This is a genomic window from Philodulcilactobacillus myokonensis (assembly GCF_027923585.1).
In the GTDB taxonomy this organism is placed as follows: Bacteria; Bacillota; Bacilli; order Lactobacillales; family Lactobacillaceae; genus Philodulcilactobacillus; species Philodulcilactobacillus myokonensis.
The window spans coordinates 163,043-184,626 of record NZ_BRPL01000002.1; the positions used below are offsets into that span (position 1 = coordinate 163,043).

At 28.0% G+C, this 21,584-nt stretch carries 17 protein-coding genes; 11 read left to right on the plus strand and 6 right to left on the minus strand.

Features of this window, described 5'->3' with window-relative positions:
• Window position 1 precedes the first annotated feature (1 nt).
• The 4 genes from WR164_RS00855 to WR164_RS00870 all read right to left on the minus strand — a co-directional run bounded on the left by WR164_RS00855 (window position 2) and on the right by WR164_RS00870 (window position 4,353).
• Window positions 2–778, minus strand: a complete 777-nt coding sequence (locus tag WR164_RS00855) for a sugar phosphate isomerase/epimerase family protein (protein WP_286135651.1) — start codon at window positions 776–778, stop codon at window positions 2–4.
• A 267-nt stretch (window positions 779–1,045) separates the two neighbouring features.
• Window positions 1,046–2,812: a DUF262 domain-containing protein gene (locus tag WR164_RS00860; RefSeq protein WP_286135652.1), complete on the minus strand. Its 1,767-nt coding sequence runs from the start codon at window positions 2,810–2,812 to the stop codon at window positions 1,046–1,048.
• 103 nt (window positions 2,813–2,915) lie between these two features.
• On the minus strand, window positions 2,916–3,842 hold the full coding sequence (locus WR164_RS00865) for a hypothetical protein (protein ID WP_286135653.1): 927 nt from the start codon (window positions 3,840–3,842) through the stop codon (window positions 2,916–2,918).
• A 34-nt stretch (window positions 3,843–3,876) separates the two neighbouring features.
• A complete protein-coding gene (locus tag WR164_RS00870; RefSeq protein WP_286135654.1) occupies window positions 3,877–4,353 on the minus strand; it encodes a hypothetical protein in 477 nt (158 codons plus the stop codon).
• 153 nt (window positions 4,354–4,506) lie between these two features.
• Between WR164_RS00870 and WR164_RS00875 the strand changes: the two genes are divergently transcribed.
• From WR164_RS00875 to WR164_RS00920, 10 genes are all read left to right on the plus strand, one after another.
• Entirely contained in the window at window positions 4,507–6,249 is a 1,743-nt protein-coding gene (locus WR164_RS00875; protein ID WP_286135655.1) for a DUF262 domain-containing protein, read from the plus strand.
• A 148-nt stretch (window positions 6,250–6,397) separates the two neighbouring features.
• The gene (locus WR164_RS00880; protein ID WP_286135656.1) at window positions 6,398–8,338 is read left to right on the plus strand and encodes a Dam family site-specific DNA-(adenine-N6)-methyltransferase; all 1,941 of its coding nucleotides are present in this window, start codon (window positions 6,398–6,400) and stop codon (window positions 8,336–8,338) included.
• A gap of 109 nt (window positions 8,339–8,447) precedes the next feature.
• Window positions 8,448–10,274: a restriction endonuclease FokI C-terminal domain-containing protein gene (locus WR164_RS00885; RefSeq protein WP_286135657.1), complete on the plus strand. Its 1,827-nt coding sequence runs from the start codon at window positions 8,448–8,450 to the stop codon at window positions 10,272–10,274.
• Window positions 10,275–10,460: 186 nt separating this feature from the next.
• Window positions 10,461–10,844, plus strand: a complete 384-nt coding sequence (locus tag WR164_RS00890) for a hypothetical protein (RefSeq protein WP_286135658.1) — start codon at window positions 10,461–10,463, stop codon at window positions 10,842–10,844.
• Window positions 10,841–11,314 carry a hypothetical protein gene (locus tag WR164_RS00895; protein WP_286135659.1) on the plus strand — a complete coding sequence of 158 codons (474 nt, stop codon included), beginning with the start codon at window positions 10,841–10,843 and terminating at the stop codon, window positions 11,312–11,314. The genes WR164_RS00890 and WR164_RS00895 overlap by 4 nt, the downstream gene beginning before the upstream one ends.
• 24 nt (window positions 11,315–11,338) lie before the next feature.
• Window positions 11,339–14,371 (plus strand): type I restriction endonuclease subunit R, encoded by a 3,033-nt coding sequence (locus WR164_RS00900; RefSeq protein ID WP_286135660.1) that lies wholly within the window; start codon window positions 11,339–11,341, stop codon window positions 14,369–14,371.
• Between the two features lie 10 nt (window positions 14,372–14,381).
• Window positions 14,382–16,001 (plus strand): type I restriction-modification system subunit M, encoded by a 1,620-nt coding sequence (locus tag WR164_RS00905; protein WP_286135661.1) that lies wholly within the window; start codon window positions 14,382–14,384, stop codon window positions 15,999–16,001.
• Window positions 16,002–16,237: 236 nt separating this feature from the next.
• Window positions 16,238–17,428 (plus strand): restriction endonuclease subunit S, encoded by a 1,191-nt coding sequence (locus tag WR164_RS00910; protein WP_286135662.1) that lies wholly within the window; start codon window positions 16,238–16,240, stop codon window positions 17,426–17,428.
• 23 nt (window positions 17,429–17,451) lie between these two features.
• Complete coding sequence (locus tag WR164_RS00915; protein ID WP_286135663.1) at window positions 17,452–18,120, plus strand: hypothetical protein; 669 nt, start codon at window positions 17,452–17,454, stop codon at window positions 18,118–18,120.
• A complete protein-coding gene (locus WR164_RS00920) occupies window positions 18,110–19,018 on the plus strand; it encodes a ComEC/Rec2 family competence protein (protein WP_286135664.1) in 909 nt (302 codons plus the stop codon). The genes WR164_RS00915 and WR164_RS00920 overlap by 11 nt, the downstream gene beginning before the upstream one ends.
• 129 nt (window positions 19,019–19,147) lie before the next feature.
• Here the strand turns inward: WR164_RS00920 and WR164_RS00925 are convergent, their stop codons facing one another.
• Window positions 19,148–19,954 (minus strand): 2-keto-4-pentenoate hydratase, encoded by an 807-nt coding sequence (locus tag WR164_RS00925; protein ID WP_286135665.1) that lies wholly within the window; start codon window positions 19,952–19,954, stop codon window positions 19,148–19,150.
• A gap of 620 nt (window positions 19,955–20,574) precedes the next feature.
• Window positions 20,575–20,838, minus strand: coding sequence for a hypothetical protein (locus WR164_RS00930; protein ID WP_286135666.1), 264 nt, complete (start codon window positions 20,836–20,838; stop codon window positions 20,575–20,577).
• Window positions 20,839–21,140: 302 nt separating this feature from the next.
• Here WR164_RS00930 and WR164_RS00935 point away from each other — a divergent pair, with 302 nt between their 5' ends.
• The gene (locus tag WR164_RS00935; protein ID WP_286135667.1) at window positions 21,141–21,548 is read left to right on the plus strand and encodes a restriction endonuclease; all 408 of its coding nucleotides are present in this window, start codon (window positions 21,141–21,143) and stop codon (window positions 21,546–21,548) included.
• Window positions 21,549–21,584: the final 36 nt, after the last annotated feature.

The window sequence follows — 21,584 nt, forward strand, 5'->3', positions numbered from 1 at the left end:
ATTACTTCACCTCATTCCTGACTAAATTCAATTGAGTTTTAATATCCTGATCATTTTTCATCGGAAATTCGAGTGCAATATCGATATTGGGATGAAATTTACTTAGTAACTTTTTCCAATGTAAAACACCACTGTTTAAATTATCACTGGTTGTTAATTTATGATCATTTGAAATCACATTTTTAACATGGATATAGTTAACAAATTTTCTTAATTCATTTGCGGCATAGTTAGCATCTTGGTGGGTGAAGACCCAGTTACCAAAATCAAAGACGTCACCAATTGGCAGCTGATCTTTAGTGGAATGGCATAAAAAGTACTTAATGTTTTTAACCCTTCCACTAATTTTGGTCTGGTCATTCTCAATGTTGAGCTTAATTTGATTGAGGGGAAGCTTATTAAAATCATCAACTAGGTTGCCCGTGTATTTCTTAAAGTTGCCTAAATTGAACTTAGTCTTCTGGGCATCCATTGCCTTCGCTTCACTAAAATAAAGTTGAAGTTTTGGATTGATAGCTCCATCTTTTTCAAACAATTCATCTGGAATACTGTAATTGATTAATAATCCTGTTTTTTTCCGTTCATCATTAATTGCCTTCAGCTCTTGATGGCTATCTTGGGGTAGATATTCTCTTCTCACTTCGATTCCATCGGCGCCAATTGCTTTTACACGACTTAACAAATCTGACTGCTTTACACCATGATTCTTGATGTCATTTTCAAAACACCAGGTGTTAATAAAAAGTGCCATTTGGATTGCCTCTTTTCTAGAAGCCACTTACAATATTCCTCTCTCTAAAATTATAGTAAGCGCTTACACAGAGGAAGTAAAGAATATCGAATATTTATTTATATTTATGACTTAAAGTGGTAATTTGATGGTGGGTGAAAGGGATTTTTATATAGTAATAGTTGTTTATATTTTATGATAATTTCATCAAGTGTTCGGATTAAAGTTGTAATCTGCCAAATAAATTAAATTTCCTTAAAAAATGAAAATAATATAAAAATAGCATACAGAATATATCTGAATGCTATTTCTTATTTATTTTATTAGTCCATCTATTATTTCATTAGCCATTCTAATGGAACGATTATTAATTTCATTATTTACAAAATTAAAATTATTTTGTTGCAAATTATTCATAATGTTCTTAAGTGTTATTTTTTTAAAGTATGATGATTGTTTAATTAAATTATTAATGTTTTCGATTTTATTATTATTTAATTCGTTTTGTTCCATATATTCATATAATGTTTTATCTTTTTTGTCATCATTCAATGATTTAGAAAGAAGCATTCCATTACCTAATGAACTTAAATGAACATTAAAAAGTTTTGGATCATTTTTTAAAACCCTATTTTTAGGTATGACGTGTTCGAATTCATAATCTTCTCCGTTATACTCAGTATATTTAGATACGTTAGCATGAATTGTAATTAAAGCTTGAACATATTTTGGAAAATTCTTTTTGTCTTTTTTGTTATTATCATCATTTAACCAGTTTTTAAATTCTGATTTAAAAGTATTCTTATTTACCGGTTTAGAATAATTGTTTTTATTATTGGACTGATAATATGGATAATATCTTTTTAATCTTTGATCTCCATGTGATCCCCATGTATTTGCTATAAAATCATAGACATAGTATGAAGGAATATTATTTAAATCATTGTTCATATCTTTTTCACTTTTATCCCATAAATCTGCAAAGTATGAAAGAATTTTGGCATTTGAAGATATTCCACCTGCATATGGGTATTTTTTGGAATTACTTCTGCTACTATGAGAAATATTTTGCTTAAGATATTGTTTGAATTTGTCATTTAATTTATTAGAAATTATTTTTGCATTTGATAAAATGATTTTGATATTATTTTGAATATTGTTGACGTGTTTAGTTTTTCCAACATATCCTATTATTTTTGGATCGACATTACTTATAATTGCCAATAAATTAAATCCAATTTTATCTATAGACTTATCATCATTATTAGTAATTAAAGCTGGAATCCTTTTTACAACAAATTTTCCTAATGCTCTTCCAAATTCTGCTAAATTTATTTTTCGTTCTTCTCTTAATTTATCTTCAGAATAATTGCTGATTTTAAATTCACCATTTTTAGTGAGTGATTCATAATAATTCTTTACATTATCTATTATTTCATCACAATTTTTGTCGTTTTCAGGTATATTTAGCAATATATCTGACCACGTTGCACTAAAGATTTCATATCTTGTTAATGGAATTCCACCTTTATTTAAATTTTTAAATACTTGTGGAAGATCTTCCTTTTTTCCTGTAAATTCAATTACAGGAATTTGAAGTTCATTTAAATTAATATAATTATTAATTCTTTTCTGGAGTGATTTAATTGTGTCTCTAAGCTGCTTTTTAATTTTGGAATTTAAATTATCATATTTATCTGTCCAATCAGCGAGTTCATTCATTTTTAAATATTTATTAAATTCATTAATTGTTATTTGATTATATCCATTTTCTTTTAGGATATTGTTTATTGAATTAAGAGTGTTATGATAATTTTTAGGGCTTAAATCCTTATAAAAACTTACTTTATTTTTTTCATATTTTTTAATTGTTGATAATCTTTGTTGACCATCAATCAATTGTGAATTTTGTGAATTTCTTATTGAGGAGACAAGAAAAACTCCAAATGGGAAACCATCATGTAGTGTTTGAATTAAATCCTTTTGTTGCTTGGGTTTCCATACAAACCCTCTTTGAAATTTTGGCAATTTTATTTGATCAATGTCACTATATGGTATGTGATCATATTTGTAATTTAACATTTATTTATAAAACCTCTTTAAAATAATAAAATATAAATTAATTTTATCAGAATATATATATTCTAGCAAAACCAATCTATATTATTGATAATAAATGCTATAATTATAAACTTTCTTTATATTTTTTACTTTTTACATAATAATCATTATATAAATCCATTAAACCACTCATCATTAGATTACATAGGCTTTTATCCGTTCTACCAGTATTAAAGTGGGATATTGAATTTCTTGCCATAAATAACATGTTGATAAATGATTCTTTTCGATCATCAATTTTTATTGGATTTTGTTTAAATCCTCTTACATAATCTTTGGCAGTGGGTCTGTTACTTAAAATTGAATTCAATCTAATTCCATGTTTCCTATAATAATTACTATAATTTTTAAGTGTTAAATACATTAAATGTTCTATTAATCCACCCATTCCGGATGCACATAAATACCATTTAGCATTATTATAAGCAAAAATGCATTCTTCCAATTCATCAATGAATTGTTTATCTTCAATGCCACTAATTAAATTTGAAAAATGAAAATTAGATTCAAAGAATATTTGTTTCTCATATATAATATTCACGTCTGGTTGATTTTTTAAATAATTTTGACTATTTTTAAACTCTTTATTAAATAATTTCTCGATATAAGATGAAAAACTTACTTTGGGCGTATTTTCAAAAAACATTTCCGTTGAAAATGATTTTTTTATGGAATCATTTAGAATCGTTTTACTTATTATTTTGTGTGAAATTAAGAAATTTAATTTATTATGGTCATTAAGTGTTGTAAAAACTGCTTTATCTGTTTCTTTACGTTTATCTAGTATAGTTAATTTATTGCTATTAGATTTTTTAGCCCAAAAGAAGTATATTGGTGCATATTGGTCATTTGTTATTAATGAGTAAAAATGTAATTGATTATTTTTATTCCACATAAAATTATTATCATTAAGTTGCATTTCATTCTTTTCCATTAGATTTTTATATTTATTTTTCATAAAAATTAATAAACGTTGTTCTTCATCATCCATATTATTTATCTCCTTAATTTTATATGTAAGTATATTATAATCCCAACCACCAGTCTTCATATTTATCAAAGAAGATTTTGATACCATCGATTCTTAAAATGTTAAAAATATCTTGATAATTATTTTTATTTTTAATATTGAATCGGGCACAAAATTCAACGGTAGGGTTAGGCTCTTTAGAAATTTGATTAACTATTTTTTGATACATCTTTCTTTGTGTTCCTAATCCTAGTACTTCTTCATCATTGACCTGTGTGTATTCTTTAATAATGTAGATCGTATTATTGGTTAGGTTGAAAAATGCTGTATCTGGCTTTAAGTAGCTGACTTGTTTAATTCTTACATGGCATAAAACAGACAGAGCTTTATAAAATTTATTACCAACAGCTATGATCCCAGCTTTACGGTTATTTTGAATATTGATGACACTAAAAGCACCACTATCAATTTGTTTTAATTGGTAATGGTGCTTTAAGTCGTACTTGATATGCTTGATGAAATTTGTTCTCAATAATATTTACCACCTTATTATTTTTAGATCTATATTATTGATCAGAATAAGGTAGGAGTAAATAAAAATTTAGAATTTTAAATATCTAATGCATATAGATATGATATAATAATATGGTTTGTGTATTAAATTTAAACAAAAAGGGAAGATTTTATGTCGACTTTTACTTCTGAGGTAAGGCCTCAGGTCCTAAGCATGATGGACGTATTCAAGGACAATAATTTTAGAATTCCATTTTATCAGCGTGACTATTCGTGGGGTAATGATGAAGTGGGTGACTTCTGGGATGATTTAATGGATGTTTTTAATAATAATCAAAATAATCATTTCTTTGGTCAATTAGTTACATTTGAACATGCTGACGTTCAAGATTTAATTGATGGTCAGCAACGGGTTACCACCAGCACTATTTTCATGTCAGCTGTTTTTAATATTGCTAGCGATATTATTAAAAATAATAAATTAAGTGATGATCCGCTAATAGATTTGAAATTATTACAAAGATCCATTCAAAAATCAATTCGGCAAAACAGTCAAACACCAGCATTAGTATTGCAAGCCCAATCGAAGAGCAGCAATCTATTGCAGAATTATTTAATTGGATTGTTTTCAAATCAAATTGAAATTACTGATGAATATAAAAACATTGAACCGATTAAAAATATTAATAATGCATATAATCAGCTTTATCAATATGTTCAAACTTTAATTAAATCTGAAAAGACAATTAATGGTCGAATTAATGCTTTAAATCAAATCTTTAATTCATTTTGTGATAAATTCTATGTTTCAATGATCACCGCGCCTAACCGTCAGGATGCTTTTATCATTTTTGAAACGTTGAATAGCCGTGGAAAGGATTTGGCACCTTCTGATATCATTAAAACCCACTTAATGTCATTATCTAGTAGCCAATCTGATGAACAAAGCGAAGATGAAGAAAAATTCCAAAATAAGTGGAATTTTGTCTCCAACCGTTTAAGCAAGAATAGTAATAGTTTAACTAAATTCATCCGTTCTTACTGGTCTGCTAGTCATAAATTGGTTATGTCTAGACAGCTATACCGATCAATTAGTAATTACATCACCACTAAAAATGAAGCTGAATCATTTCTGGATGATCTAAAGGAACTAGTTGATTTATATAACGTTTTAAATAGTCCTAGACAAACTAAGAATAATCTTAACTACCTAGAAGATTCATATTTAACGGATATGATTTCAATCTTGCGCAGTATGCAAGTTAAGTTATATTATCCAATTATGCTTGCAATGTATCGAAGGGGTTATAATCCAAGTGATATGCGGAAAGTGATCCGAAAAGTACTATGTATTTTTGTCCGTCACCGCATGATCTGTAATGACGGAACGAATAAACTTGAAACTGGTTTTTCAAATGTTGCTCAAGATATTTGGAATCAGAATACAGTTGACGTGAATGATATTATTGGTGAGTTAAATCAACATCTTTTGAAGAGCAGTTCTGAAACCAAAGCTAACTTCAACGTTCTTCAAAAAGAAGGTGGATCAGCCGGTGCTAAGCGTTGGTCATTAACTTATTTATTATTTAAACTATATCAAGTTGATCAGCATTCTGATTTTGAGTCTAATTCAATGTATGATCCCGACATTAATCTAGATGGTTATAAATTAATTCGAATTGGTAATGATGAAGTTGCTGATGAATACCAAAATTACATTGGTAACTGGACGTTGATTGAGCCCCAATTATCGAACATTAAGAAAATTGGATTAATTGATGCTTTGAAACGCTCTGATTTGAACAATAATAAATATTTAGCTCAATATATTAAGAATCATGGTAATCAATGGACGGTTGACGATATTCAAAGTCGACAACAGGAATTTAGCGAGTTGGCCACGATGATTTGGTAAATAAAAACACTCAATAATCTGTGAAAAGATTGTTGGGTGTTTATTTATTTTATCCTAAAAAATTGTTTTTACTAATATTCGTAAATAACCTATGTTGATTTATCAAAATCTGTTATAATAATACTAGGATGTAATAGGATGTGAAAAAATGAGATTTATTGGAAATAAAACTAGACTTTTACCATATATTGATGAAATGGTTTCTAAACATTTAAAAGGTGACGAGAATACTTTTGCGGATATATTTGCGGGAACTAATTCTGTTGGAGAACATTTTAAAAATAGATATAAAATAATAAGTAACGATTTATTATATTTTTCTAAGGTTATTGCTGAAGCTACAATTAAATTAAATGATTATCCTAATTTTAATAAATTAAAAAAATATGGAATTAATCATCCATTTAACTATTTACAAAGCAAGGATTTATCTGATTACAATGGTGATTTTATAACACAACACTATTCACCTAACAGTAAGGCTCATAGAATGTTATTCACTGTATCTAATGCAAAAAGAATAGACTTTATAAGAACAACTATTCAGAAATGGTTAGATGAAGGTTTAATTGAAAAAAAAGAATTTTATTATATTTTAAATTCATTAATACAAGCTGTTCCATTTGTTAGTAATATGACCGGCACATATGCTGCATATTTAAAAAAATGGGACAGGAGAGCTTTTAAACCATTGGAATTGGTACCAAGTAATATTATTGATAATCACTGTAAAAATGAAGTTTTTAATCAAGATGCAAATTTATTGTGTAAAAAAATAAAGCCAGATATTGCTTATATTGATACCCCATATAATTCTAGGCAATATGGATCTAATTATCATGTTTTAGAAACAATAGCTCGTTGGGATTATCCAAAACTTCATGGGAAAACAGGGCAGAGAAATACTGAAAAATTAAATTCTGATTTTGCCAGGAAAAGAAAAGCTAAAGAAGCAATGAATGAATTACTTAATAATTTAAATTCAGAACATGTATGTCTAAGTTATTCTTCAGACGGAATTATTAATGTAGATGATTTAAAAGAAATGCTAATAAAGCATGCTAAAAATGGTTATGTTGACGTGAAAAAAATACCTTATAGAAAATATAAATCAAAATTATATAATAATGATAATAAAGTTTATGAACTAATATATTATTATCAACCAATTCAATATAATAAAAGACATAGTGTTATTAAATATAAAAATGATATTCATTCTTCTACTAAAATAAACGTTAAAGATGGATTGATAAAAAGTCCTTTAAATTATATTGGTGGCAAATATAAGCTTTTAAATCAATTAATACCTTTTTTTCCATCTGATATTGATATATTTGTTGATCTATTTAGTGGTGGAGGAAATGTTGGAATTAATGTTAAAGCAAACAAAATCTATTTTAATGATATTAATACTAAAATAAATGGATTATTTAGATATTTTCAAGGAAAAAATCCACAGAAATTAGTAAGTCAAATAGAAAATAGAATTAAATATTTTTCTCTTTCTAAAACTAATGAGCGTGGTTTTAAGAATTTAAGAAATTATTATAATAAACATCCCAATCCTTTAGACTTATACGTTTTAGTATCATATAGTTTTAACTATCAATTTAGATTTAATAATGATTTAAAATATAATAATCCATTTGGAAAAAATCGTAGTCATTTTTCTAAAAATATGAAAAATAATTTAGTAAAATTTGTTACTAAATTAAATTTGATCAATGCAAAATTTACCGATCAATATTTTAATAAATTTAATTTCAATATATTAACAGATAAATCTTTTGTTTACGCGGATCCACCTTATTTAATTACTACAGGTAGCTATAATGATGGTAATCGGGGATTTGTAAATTGGACTGAAAAGCAGGAAAAAGAATTATATCAAGTGTTAGATAATTTAAATTCTAAACATATTAAATTTGCTTTGAGTAATGTTTTAAAGCACAAGGGTATTAAAAATACACTATTATTAAAATGGTCAAAAAAATATAATATACATCATTTAAATTATAGTTATCATAATTCATCTTACAATACTAAAAATTTATCTAGTGATGAAGTATTAATAACTAATTATTAAATACTTCGTATATTTCTTATTTTGCAAAAATATTGATATTCTAATAAAATAATTATTATAATTTCTTTTATTAATTTTGAAATTAAATTTATTAGAATTGGATGTTTTTATGAAATTAGAAAATACAATAAGTATTAACGAATATAATAATATTCCTAAATCTACATCAGGTTTGGGACAAGATGTATCTCAAAATCTTAATGATGTAGTAAAAGTTCCATCTTTATTTGTTAAGAATTCAAATATTTATAAAATGTTAATTAATGGAAAATTAAGAGAATCAACCTTAGGATTGGGATCTCCTAAAATTATTTTTGATAAATTGAAAAAAGCGTTATTAAATAATAACAAAATATCTAAAGAGAATTTAATAACAATAAAAAGTAAATATGGAAGAGAAAAATATGCTTCTGGTCTTATTAGATTATTATTTAAAGGACAAAAATCACCCAATATAATTGATTGGGCAGCTAGTAATTATTTAAGTTTGGCTGTAGGAATGGGTTTAATTGATTTTAATTATAATGATAATTGTTATCATATTACTAAAAATGGTGAAAAAGCAGTTAATTTACTAGATTCAAAAAATAATAAAAAATTAAAAGAATTTATGTTAAAAAGACTATTTGAATATCCTTATGCTGCTTGGTTAATTAGACTTGTTAATAAACAACCTAAAAAATTATTCACTAAATTTGAATTAGGAGATAATTTTGGTTTTATTGATGAGCCTGGATTCATTTCATTACCTGAAGATATGTATGTTTCAGCATTACTTCAAGCCAAGGGAGAAGGAAATAAAAAAAGAATTAAAGAGATAAGGCAAAATTCAGAAAGTACTTCTGATAAATATATGAGATGGATTGCTGGATTAATGGTTAAGTATGATTTATTAACCAAAGAGTATAAGAAATTTTCGACATATTATAATAAAAAGAAAATAGAAATTAAAATACCTGCATATAAATGTACAATCTTGGGAAAATCAGCATTAAACAATGTTAATGGCGGTTCTAGTCATAAAAGATCTATTAAAAGAATAAAATGGGATTATTTAGCATCTAAAGTAGATAATGCAGACAGAAGAAAAACTGAAAGAGCTTTGATTATAAAATATTTAGCTGAAAATAAATCTTTAAGTTCTTATGATTTAACTAGTAAAATTAATAAAGTCTCTCCATCTATAAAAATGACGTCATCTAAAGTTGCAGATGATATAAAAGGATTGAACAGAATTGGTATTGAAATAATTGATAAAAATAATAAATATATTTTAAAAGACAATGTATTTAATTTTGTTATTCCTGTAAAGAAGAATTATACTTTTACATCTTCTAGAGCTGAAAATTTAATTAATACTATTTCCCCTAAAATTAATAAATTAAGTCATCAATATTTTAAAGCAATTTATATTGCTTTTAAAAATTCAACTTCTAATAAAGAAAATGAATTATTTGAAATGTTATCTACTAAATTGCTTACTAAGGAAATTGGATATAAAGGTATGCATATTGGTGGAATCAATGCTCCAGATGGATTTTCTTATAATAATAATATAGGTTGGATAATCGATTCTAAAGCTTATCATAAAGGATTTACTTTGACTAAGAAACATACAGATGCTATGGGACGTTATATTGGACAATATCGTAATCGTAATGATGATTCTATATGGTGGAAAAATATACCTAATAATTTAAAAGAATCTTATTTTGTTTATGTATCTAGTTCATTTAAGGGTGATTATAAAAATCAATTAATAAATTTTGAAAAAAGAAATAGTATGGAAGGCGGACTTTTAGAAATAACTAAATTAATACTCTTAGTAGAACTTTTTAAAAATAATAAAATTGATGATAATGAATTAAAAGGATATATTTTAGATAAAAATATTAACTTTAAAAATTATTATAATAAATTAATTTATATTAAATAATTAATATATTGAATAAATAATACTATTAAAAAAATGCTGTCATATAAATTTAGCGATTTTAATTTATCACTATATTCATATGACAGCATTTTTACTTGAATTTTTTATAAGAAGAAGATATTATAAAGATACAAAGATAGTAAAAATTAAAAAGATATTTATCTTATACAAAGTGAGGACTTAATTATGAAAGATTCAACTCTTAATGATCAAATATATAATTTTATTAGTGATTCTGATATTAAAGGTACAGGTGTTAAGCTCATGGATATTGTGAATCATTTTCCAACTCATTCATCAGATTCTATTCGTGGTTGTGTTAATATGATGACCCAACGCAGCCTATTATCACGGGTATCCCGAGCTACATATTCGGTTACCAATCATAAAAATATTATGCCTAGTGATTTATTGCTAAAAGAATTAAAAAATGATTTTCATAAATATAGTATTGGTATGGATAAATGCCTTTCTTTACCCAGTAATGAACAGGAACGATACAAAAAAATAATGAATGATCTTAAAAAGTTAGTTGATAAGTATGATGAAAAAGGAGGAAATAAACTATGATTAAGTTAAATAAATTCAATTTAAATGAACATGGACTACCTAAAGAAATTCAATTATCATATGTTGTATTATATGTGATGGCCAATCATCATGTTGATGAGAAATTTAGTCGTAAAGATTTAAAGAAATTATGTCCATTTTATTTAGGTTTGCCGAACAATTTAAGGAATAAGAGAAGTAGTAATAAATCTAGACAACCCTTAATCGACACATATGCAGAATTTGAACTTAGTAGCTTATTTAGAACTGGATTAATTTCACGTAGTAAGGTCGATAAGAAATCTCCAAAATATTATATTAATCCATTGGGATGCTACTTAATTAATTTTTATAAGGATGATTTATATGGCTTTATTAAAAAAATTAAGTTATTATATAAAAATAGAAATTTAAAATCTTTTCCATTTATGGTTGATATAATTTTTAATACTGTTAATGATAAATATATTTCATTTAAACTAAATAAATAAATTATATTAAGGATGAATTAAAACTTGGCAAAATACAAAAAGGAAATACTTTTTGAAAATCATTTAAAAGAATACTTAACCCATGTTGGTGGTACTAAGCAATGGAAAAAATTAGATATTAAAACCACTGATGGTTTATGGAATAACTTCAGAAAAATCGTTTATCAACTTAATCAGGATAAATTAGATCAACCACTTAGTAATGATGAATTTAATCAAGTTAAGAAACAATTATTAGTGCAGACTAAAACTCCATATGATGCTGGAGTCTTTTTGTATGGTGTTGGTGGTAAATCACAAATTGATATTGATCGTGATGATGGTAAACATGTTTTTCTAACCATTTTTGTTCAAGATCAAATTGGTGCTGGAAATACAGTTTATCAAGTTGTTAACCAAATTCAACGTCAACATGTATTAACCGGTAAGCATGACCGTCGTTTTGATACAACCCTATTAATTAATGGCCTACCAATAATTCAGATTGAAGAAAAAGCAGATGGTCATAGTGCTAAAGAAGCCTTAAATCAAATGCATCAATATGAATATGAGGACCAATATTCGGGCATTTTTTCTACTGTTCAAATTTTAGTTGCGATGACTCCCCATGATGTCCGTTACATGGCTAATACCAATTCCGATGACTTTAATACTGACTTTGCTTTTCAATGGAAGTTAAATGGTCATAAGAATCCGATTATGGATTGGCGAGAATTTACAGATCATTTTTTATCCATCCCAATGGCCCATAAAATGGCAACTAATTTTATGATTTTGGATAATACGCCTAATCATCAATCGATTAAAGTAATGCGTTATTATCAAGTCTACGCAACTGAAAAAATTATTAATAAACTAGAGTACCATGATTTTAGCGATACTACTGATAGTAATAAAAAAGTAGGATACATATGGCATACAACTGGATCAGGAAAAACCATTAGTTCATTCAAAACGGCATTCTTAGCTTCTAGATTACCCAATGTTGATAAGGTCGTCTTTTTAGTTGATCGCGTTGCTTTAACTGATCAGACATTCGATGAATACCGTGCATATGATCCTAATACCAGTGATAATAATAAGGGTGGCATTGTTGATAGTACTAATAATACTTATGATTTAAAACGTAAATTACGCTCAAAAAAGAAAAATGATATTATTGTCACTTCAACTCAAAAAATGTATCGTTTAATTTATCATAACCGTTTTTCAATGGATCAAAAGAACATTGTCTTCATTGTTGATGAGGCTCATCGATCAACTAGTGGTGATATGCTTGCTCATATTAAAAATGCTTTTAAACATTCTGCGTGGGTTGGCTATACTGGAACACCTAACTTTAATCCTGATAAGGGATTAACAACAGAAGATGTTTTCGGGCCTTGTCTTCATCAGTATGTAATTAGCGATGCGATTGCTGATCATAATGTTTTAGGATTCAAAGTTGATTTTCAGACGACAATTCCTGATAAAGAAGATAAATTAAGTCATGACGATATGGATGATAATATCAAATCAAGTGTTTATGATATGAATCCAGCTCACGTTAAAAGTGTTGTTCATGATGTATTAAAATATTGGGATAATCGTTCGGTCAACGGTAAATATAATGCACTTTTTACTACCCATGTTGGTGGTGGAAAGGCTTCTACACCTATGGCAATGATGTATTACAATGAATTTAAACAACAGATGAAAGATATGGATCGTCCACTTCAAATTGCGGTTACATTTAGCCAAAATACAACTAATAATGATGCCCAGTTGGAAACTAACAAGGCAATTTCAGATGAAATTTTGCCTGATTATAATAAACGATTCCATACCCATTTTGATGATACGCAAATTAGTGAATACTTTAGTGATGTCGTTAGTCGTTTAAATCGGACTGCTTCTGATGGAAGATATTTAGATTTAGTCATTGTTATTAATCAGCTATTAACTGGATTTGATGCTCCATATTTAAATACGTTATATGTCGACCGTACTTTGCAGGGCGCTAATTTAATTCAAGCATATTCAAGAACCAATCGAATTCAAAATATGCAGTATAAACCTTATGGTCATATTGTAAATTATCGTTGGCCTAGTTATAGTGAAAAATTGATGAAGCATGCATTGGCAATTTATTCTAATCCGGCATCTGCTAAAATTCATGCCAAAGCTAAAAAAATTTCTAATAATGTTTTAGCTAAACCATTTAATGAAGTTAAAAATCATATGAAGTTAGTTGTTGGTGATCTATCTGAATTAACTGATAATTTTAAGGGTGAACCTAAGAGTGAAGCAAAACAAGAACAAGCATTTAAGGAATTAAACACTTATAATCATTTAATGTCCCAAATGAAGCAATACGATGAATTCAAGGATAGAGGCACTAATAAAGTAATGCATGAAATTGGTTTAAATGAAGATAATGAAGCTCGATTGACTGGTCCAATTGCTGATCATTTAAAGTCTGATGTTGCTAAACAGCATCATGTTGAACCGATTGATCTTAATTTAAAAATGGAACATGTTAAGGAAGTAACAGTTAATTATGATTATCTTCATCAATTAATTGCAGAATACTTTAATCATGTTCATGATAAAGATTTACAAGCTAAAGAATTATCTCATTTAAAGGATATTATTTATAAATACTTAGAATCGATGGAAACAAAGGATTATAAATATGCTGATCAAATTAAGAAATTATTGAATGATGATTTAACGAATGAAATTAAATATCCACTAAAACCTAATCAAGTTGATCACCTTATAAAACATCATATTCAGAGCTGGAAAATGAATCAAATTAAATCATTTATCCATCAATGGGGTGTCCAAAATAGTCAGGATAAAAACGATCTTAGTAAGTTAATTGAGCAACATCAGCTTGGTAATGATAAGGATTTAGGTAGCTCAAATAAACTAGAGGATATTGTTAAGCACGGTCAAATTGATCATCAAAATGCTAGTGATTCAGATGTTAAGAAATTAAGTCCAATTAAATATCATAATCGTTTCATTGATGCATTAAAGCATTTAGCTGATAAGATTAAGAAACACATTTAGGAGTAATTTTATGTCAGAAAATAGAGCAAAAGATATTACGACACAACTATGGGATATGGCTAATCAATTAAGAAGTAATATGAACCCAGTTGATTTTCAAAGTTATATCTTAGGGTTCATGTTTTATCGTTACCTTTCTACCCACCAAGAACATTTTTTAAAGGATCAAGGCTTCTTTGAAATTAAACCTGATCAAACGATTAATGATGCGTATACTGAAGCTGCTAAAAGGGATGGTGTGGATGATTATTTAAAAGCCATCTCAACAGATTGTGGTTATGCAATTAAGCCAGAAGATACCTGGACAACCATTGTCGACAAAGTCAATAACGGAACCATTGTTCCTGAAGATTTTCAAAATATGTTTTCACATTTTAATGAAAATGCTAATTTAAACCATGAATTTAAGAAAGATTTTCGAAATGTTTTCTCTGATATTCATTTAGGGGATAATCAACTTGGTAATAGTACTAATGAACGTGCTAAGGCCCTAAGTAAAATTGTCAGTTTAGTTGATCAATTTAATTATAATGATAAAAATGGTCATGATATCTTAGGAGATGTTTATGAATATTTAATTGCTAACTTTGCTTCTAATTCAGGAAAAAAAGCGGGCGAATTTTATACCCCGCATCAAGTTTCAGAAGTATTAGCAAAAATTGTGACGTTAAATTTAAAACAAAATGATGATACTTTTACCGTCTATGATCCCGCAATGGGTTCAGGATCGTTACTATTAACGGTCCAAAGTAATGTTCCTAATGGTGATCAAAAAGGGAAAGTCCATTTTTATGGTCAGGAATTAAATACCACTACTTATAATTTAGCTCGAATGAATTTAATGATGCATAATGTTAACTATAAGAATATGGACTTAAGAAATGGTGATACATTAAGCATTGATTGGCCTGATGGTCGTGATCAAAATGGCGTTGATCATCCTCGTTCCGTTGACGCAGTTGTCGAAAATCCGCCGTATTCTGCTCATTGGGATAATAATAGTAAACGCATTAAGGATCCTCGTTTTAGTGAATATGCAATCGCACCAAAAACGAAGGCTGATTATGCTTTTTTATTACATGGTTTATACCATTTAAATAATCAAGGAACGATGGCAATCGTGCTACCACATGGGGTACTATTCCGTGGAGCTAAAGAAGCTAAAATTCGAAAAGCATTGTTAGATAAAAATCAAATTGATGCAGTGATTGGATTGCCACCGAAGTTATTTTATTCAACAAGTATTCCAACTTTAATTATGGTATTGAAGAGGAATCGTAAGAATCGAAATGTTCTCTTTATTGATGCATCCAGGGATTATAAAAAGGGTAAAAATCAAAATCTTTTAACTGCCGATAATATTGATAAAATTGTCCAGACTTATAAGCAACGAAAAAATGTTAAACGGTATGCTCATGTTACTAGTATGGATGAAATTAAAGAAAATGATTACAATTTAAATATTCCTCGATACGTTGATACATTTGTACCTGAACCGGATATTAATATTGATGAAGTTAAAAATAATATTAAAGATATTGATCAAAAAATTACTAAAACTAAAAAAGAATTAAAGTCAATGGAAGCTGATTTGATTTGGACAGATAAAAATAAAGACCAAGGTAATTAATTTACCTTGATCTTTATCATTTCTTATTTGTGTCTTGGCGTAGTTCGCTTGTATCCAGGTTGTTTATGGGATGGGTGAACTATAACCGTTTTTGGACCTCTCTTATGAGGATTAGATGGAAAATGACGATTCTCTTTTGTCATTACTACACCTTCTTTTTAAAAGGATTATATGTTTTTAGCATACAAGAAAATTGTACTTTAATTATTAAAAATATGAAATTAAAGAGTGATTTAATGAATAATAAATTGATTCCTAGGTTAAGATTTAAAGAATTTAGTGGTGGATGGGAAGAAAATAGAATAAAAGATATTTCTAAAATAGTTCGTGGAGCATCTCCAAGACCTATAAAAGATCCTAAGTGGTTTAGTAAGAATTCAAATGTTGGTTGGTTAAGAATTAGCGATGTAACAAGCCAAAATGGAAGAATACATTATATTAAACAAAAAATTTCTAAACTAGGAGAAGAAAAAACTAGAGTAATAAAAACTCCTCATTTGATTTTAAGCATTGCCGCAACGGTTGGAGAACCGGCAATTAATTATGTAAAAACGGGAATTCATGATGGTTTTGTTATTTTTAAAGATCCTGAATTTAATATAGCTTTTATGTTCCAATGGCTAAAGATGTTTAAGCCATTTTGGACAAAGTACGGTCAGTCAGGTAGTCAAGTTAATTTAAATTCAAATATAATAAATAATCAAGAAATAAATATTCCATCATTAAATGAACAACAAAAAATTGGTTCTTTCTTTGCTAAATTAGATCAATTAATTGAGTTACAAAATAAAAAGATCGAACAATTAAAAAAATTAAAACGTGGATATTTGCAAAAAATATTTCCACAAAAAGGTGAAAATGTTCCTAGGTTAAGATTTGATTTTACTGATAATTGGAAAATAAATAAAATTTCCAATTTATATAAAATAACGATGGGGCAATCTCCACATTCCAAAAATTATACTACAGACAATAAATATGAAATATTAATTCAAGGTAATGCTGATATTTTCAATGGTAAAATTAATCCTAGAATATTCACAAAGGAAGTAACTAAAGAATCTTATTATGATGAAATAATTTTAACAGTTAGAGCACCTGTTGGAGAAGTTGCAATTAATCAATATAATAAAGTGGTGATAGGAAGAGGAGTTGCATCTATAAAACCTGGAAATTTATTTTTATATTATTTATTAAATTTATTAAGAAATAATGGCTTCTGGAATAAAATTAGTTCTGGTTCAACATTTCAATCTATTAATTCACATGATATTAATAATGTTATTATAAATATTCCAGAAATTAATGAACAAAATAAAATAGGTGAATTGTTATACAAAGTAGATCGCTTTATTAATTATGAAAATTATAAGTTATATCAATTCAAACAATTAAAAAAAGCTTATCTACAAGAAATGTTTTGTTAAGATATTAAGGAATGTAACAATCTATGCATAATAATCTTAAAGATTATAAACAAAAAGAAATCCAATATTTTATAATAGCAAATTTATTAGTTATTTTTACATTTTCTACAAGAATTGATTCAATTTTATATATAAACAATTATAGATCATTAATAAATTTAGCCCCTTTAATTGGTGGTATGGGGATAATTTATGTATACTTTATTATATTAGATAGCGTTATATCTACTAATATTAAAAATCTTTTAGTTTTTTTAGGTAATTCAAGATTACCAGGTAATACTATTTTTAATAAATTATATTCAAAAAAATATAAGGATTTTAGAATATCAATTGAAAAATTACAATTATTTTATAAAGACACATGGAATGAAATAAATGAAGATGGTAATATTACTCAGAATAATAAATTTTATTCATTTTATAAAAATGTAAAAAATGATGATTTGATTTTTTATTCTAATAAAAATTATTTATTAATGCGTGATATGAATGTTATTTCATTCTTATTTATGATATTTTATCCATTTATTTTTTTATTAATTCATTTTGTTTTTTATAATGGTTGGGTTCAAATGTTTTTTGTAATATTATGGGTAATGACTTTATACGCTTCTCATTCTACTGGATATAAATTTGCTAAAAATGTTTTAATTTCAAATTATTATAATAAGGAGATGGATGATAATTAGTATTGTTAAATTTTTTGATTCTGGTGACGGTGATATGTCTTATATTTACCATAATTCAGATAATTTTTCTATTATAGACTGTAATTTACCTGATGATTATTTTGATAGGAATAAGATATTAGATGAATTAGAAGAAAAAGAAAGCAAAAAACAAATATTTAGATTTATATCTACTCATCCTGATGAAGATCATTTTCATGGATTGAAGGATATAAATAATAAATTAGATATAATTAATTTTTATTGTGTTAAAAATGATGTTAACAAGGAAGACATTACTGATGATTTTAAAGAATATAAAAAATTAAGAAATTCTAGCAGGACTTTTTATATACATAAAAACGCTACTAGAAGATGGATGAACATGTCTACAAATAAAATAGGCAGTGCTGGTATAAACATACTATGGCCTGATGTAAATAATTATTATTTTAAAGAAAAATTTAATGAAATTAATAATAATGATTATGCTAGTCCAAATGATATTTCTCCTATTATAAAATATTCTGTAAAAGATAATGCTAATATTATGTTTATGGGAGATATTGAAACAGATTTTCTTAAAAAAATAAATGATGATGTAGATTGGCCAAGTATAGACGTATTATTAGCTCCCCATCACGGAAGGAAAAGCGGTCATATACCATATGATATTTTAAATAAATTAAATCCTAAGTTAATTATTTTAGGACACGCTCCTTCTAAAGATATGGATTATTATTCAAATTGGAATACTATATTAAAGAATAATAGTGGAGATATAACCCTGGATTGTAGTGGTGATTTTATAAACGTCTGGGTTAAAAATGACGAATATACTTCTAACATTTCATTTAATAATAATGAAAATAAAAATAATTTAAATTTAAATTATTTGGGTAGTATTAAAGTTAATTAGATTAATGATTTTTATAATACACAACAAAACCACCGTCCCACACAGCTTATCCAGCTCTGCGCAACGGTGGTTTTATTTTGTAAACTATTTAGAAATTTTGGGGAAATTTGGAATAAAAATGTGAATTAATTATTTAACGGAAAGGTGCAGGTCGTGCATGCCACTATCGAATGTGACCTTCCAATCACCTTTGGTTAAGTGAGGGGGCAGTAAGAAGGTTCCGGATGATACCATTTGACCAGCCTTCATTTGCATCCCTTGCGTATGCAGCTTCTTAACCAGCCATTGCAGTGATTTCATCGGATTGCCGAGCACTTCTGATGAAGTCCCTTGTGCCACCATTTTACCGTTGTGGTACATCTTGCAATGGACCTTGGCTAGATCATCGTATGAATATGTATTGGTATCTTGTTCGTCACCGTAGACGACATAGCCACCAACGGCCGCGTCTGACATGACTAAGTATTTAGATAAACCAGGGAACCAATCGTAGAATCTAGAGTCTGGTACTTCGACCCCGGGAGCAACGGTGGTCTTCTTCATTAAGTCGTCCAATGAATCTTCAGGGGATAAGTCTTCTTTGGCGCGGAATTCTAATTCGACTTCAGCCAGTGGACTCATTAATTGTTTCCCGGATGTTAAATGAACAGGGCTTTTGACGAAGTGAGATTTCACTTGAGCACCATATAATGGTTCGTCTGAATCGAACATGTGTTGGGTTTGTTTGCTAGTTAAACTAACTTTGTAGCCACCCAGTGGTTGATTCTTTAATTCCATTAATTTCTTTTGAACGCGATACGCAGAGTCATCATTGGTAACCAGTGGTTCATAATCACTCATTGGTAGTGGTTTCAAAGTCTTGTAAGCATTGTATAAATCTTTAGCAACTCTAGCTTCTGTTTTGGTTAAGTTTTCTACTTGTGTATTTTCTGACATTTTAATGATCTCCTTATATTTTACTAGCCGCCATTGAAATCGGCGGAATTTAATTTCCTATCTACAACTAAAATCTGAATCTGACCTTTATCATCGGAACTACTAATCACTGATTTCAATTTAACCACCTCCTTAAAATGATATTGATGAAAATATGTGATATGTGATGAAACTATGTGAAGATTATGTGAAAAAATATGTGATTAAAAATGATCCTATGTGATGAAGCTATGTCTATGTATCAAAAAAGACGTCCTAACAATCCACATGAAGTGAATATGAAAGGACGTCTAAAAAACGTGTTACCACCTTAATTTACTAAAACGAAAATCGTTTTAGCCTCTGCGTACGGCAAATGCGATACGTTGGCAAGATAACGGCTGCTACCGTGGAGACTTACTTGGTTCAGTTCCTAAAACTAAAGAATGATAACTTGTTAATTCTCATACATCGTTTCACCTAACCGATGCTCTCTAGGCTGATGAATTAATTTGTTTTTTCTTATGATTGTTTTATGTTTTTATAATTCTAATTTATTTGTAATCAATTTCTAATTGATTATTTATAGTATATCTCAAATTTTTAAAATGTCAACATATGTTTTAAAAAAATTTTAAAAATTATTTTGATAATCGTGGCCTGCTCTTGACCCGATTTCGAAATAACCTTGGTCGTTCGGGACGAATCCTTGGCCTTGGTTCAGCCATGTTCTCAACGGTAACATCTAATAATTGAACGCCACCGTGATATTTACGATTGGATAAATCTTTAACTTTCACACCTACCATTTCAACGTTCGGTGCTACTTGTTTGTCCCGGGTCTTCTTTTGAGCAGCCATGTTCGTTACTACGTTTACTAATGCTTTCATTTCCTTACTAGTCATTTTAATCGCTCCTTTGATTGGAACGCAGCCACAACTAGTTGATCACTAGGAGTGGTTTACGTAATGGGTAATTTAAATTGATGCTACTAATCTGAACTTCGCTTGAGTTGTTACTTAACACTAATTGCGTTGGAATCACTCCCTTAAAAATTTTCAAATGAGAATAAATTTAATTAAATTTAATTGATTTATAATCATTTGATTGTGTACAATATACACCGGTTAAAAATTATTGCAAGGGTTTTAAATCAATTTTTTAAGTATTAATTTCATAAATGCGATGAGGACAGTGCTTTTCAGAGATGAATTTTTTAAAAAGAATTTTTCAAGAATGGCGTAAGCAACGTTTACGGCGTGAAATTGAAAAAATGGATCGATTGGACGGCTACCAATTTGAGGATTACGTTGCTAAAATTTTGAAGAAGAACGGATTTGAAAACGTTAGACAAACTTCGAAGATCCACGACAATGGCTTGGATGTAATTGCCGAACGTGATGGTAAAGTATATGGATTTCAGTGTAAGCACTATGTGAAACGAACGGTCGGCATGAAGGCGGTCCGTCAGACATTTGTTGGTGGGAATGCTTACCAAGTCGACTCAGCAATTTTACTTGTGAATCGTGATTTTGATCAGAAGGCGATTACGTTAGCCAAGCAGCTGGAAGTGAAGTTGTGGGGCAGGGAAAAGTTGATTGAGTTGATGAAATGAAAAATATATTCTAAAAATAGGGGGGTATACCTTAAA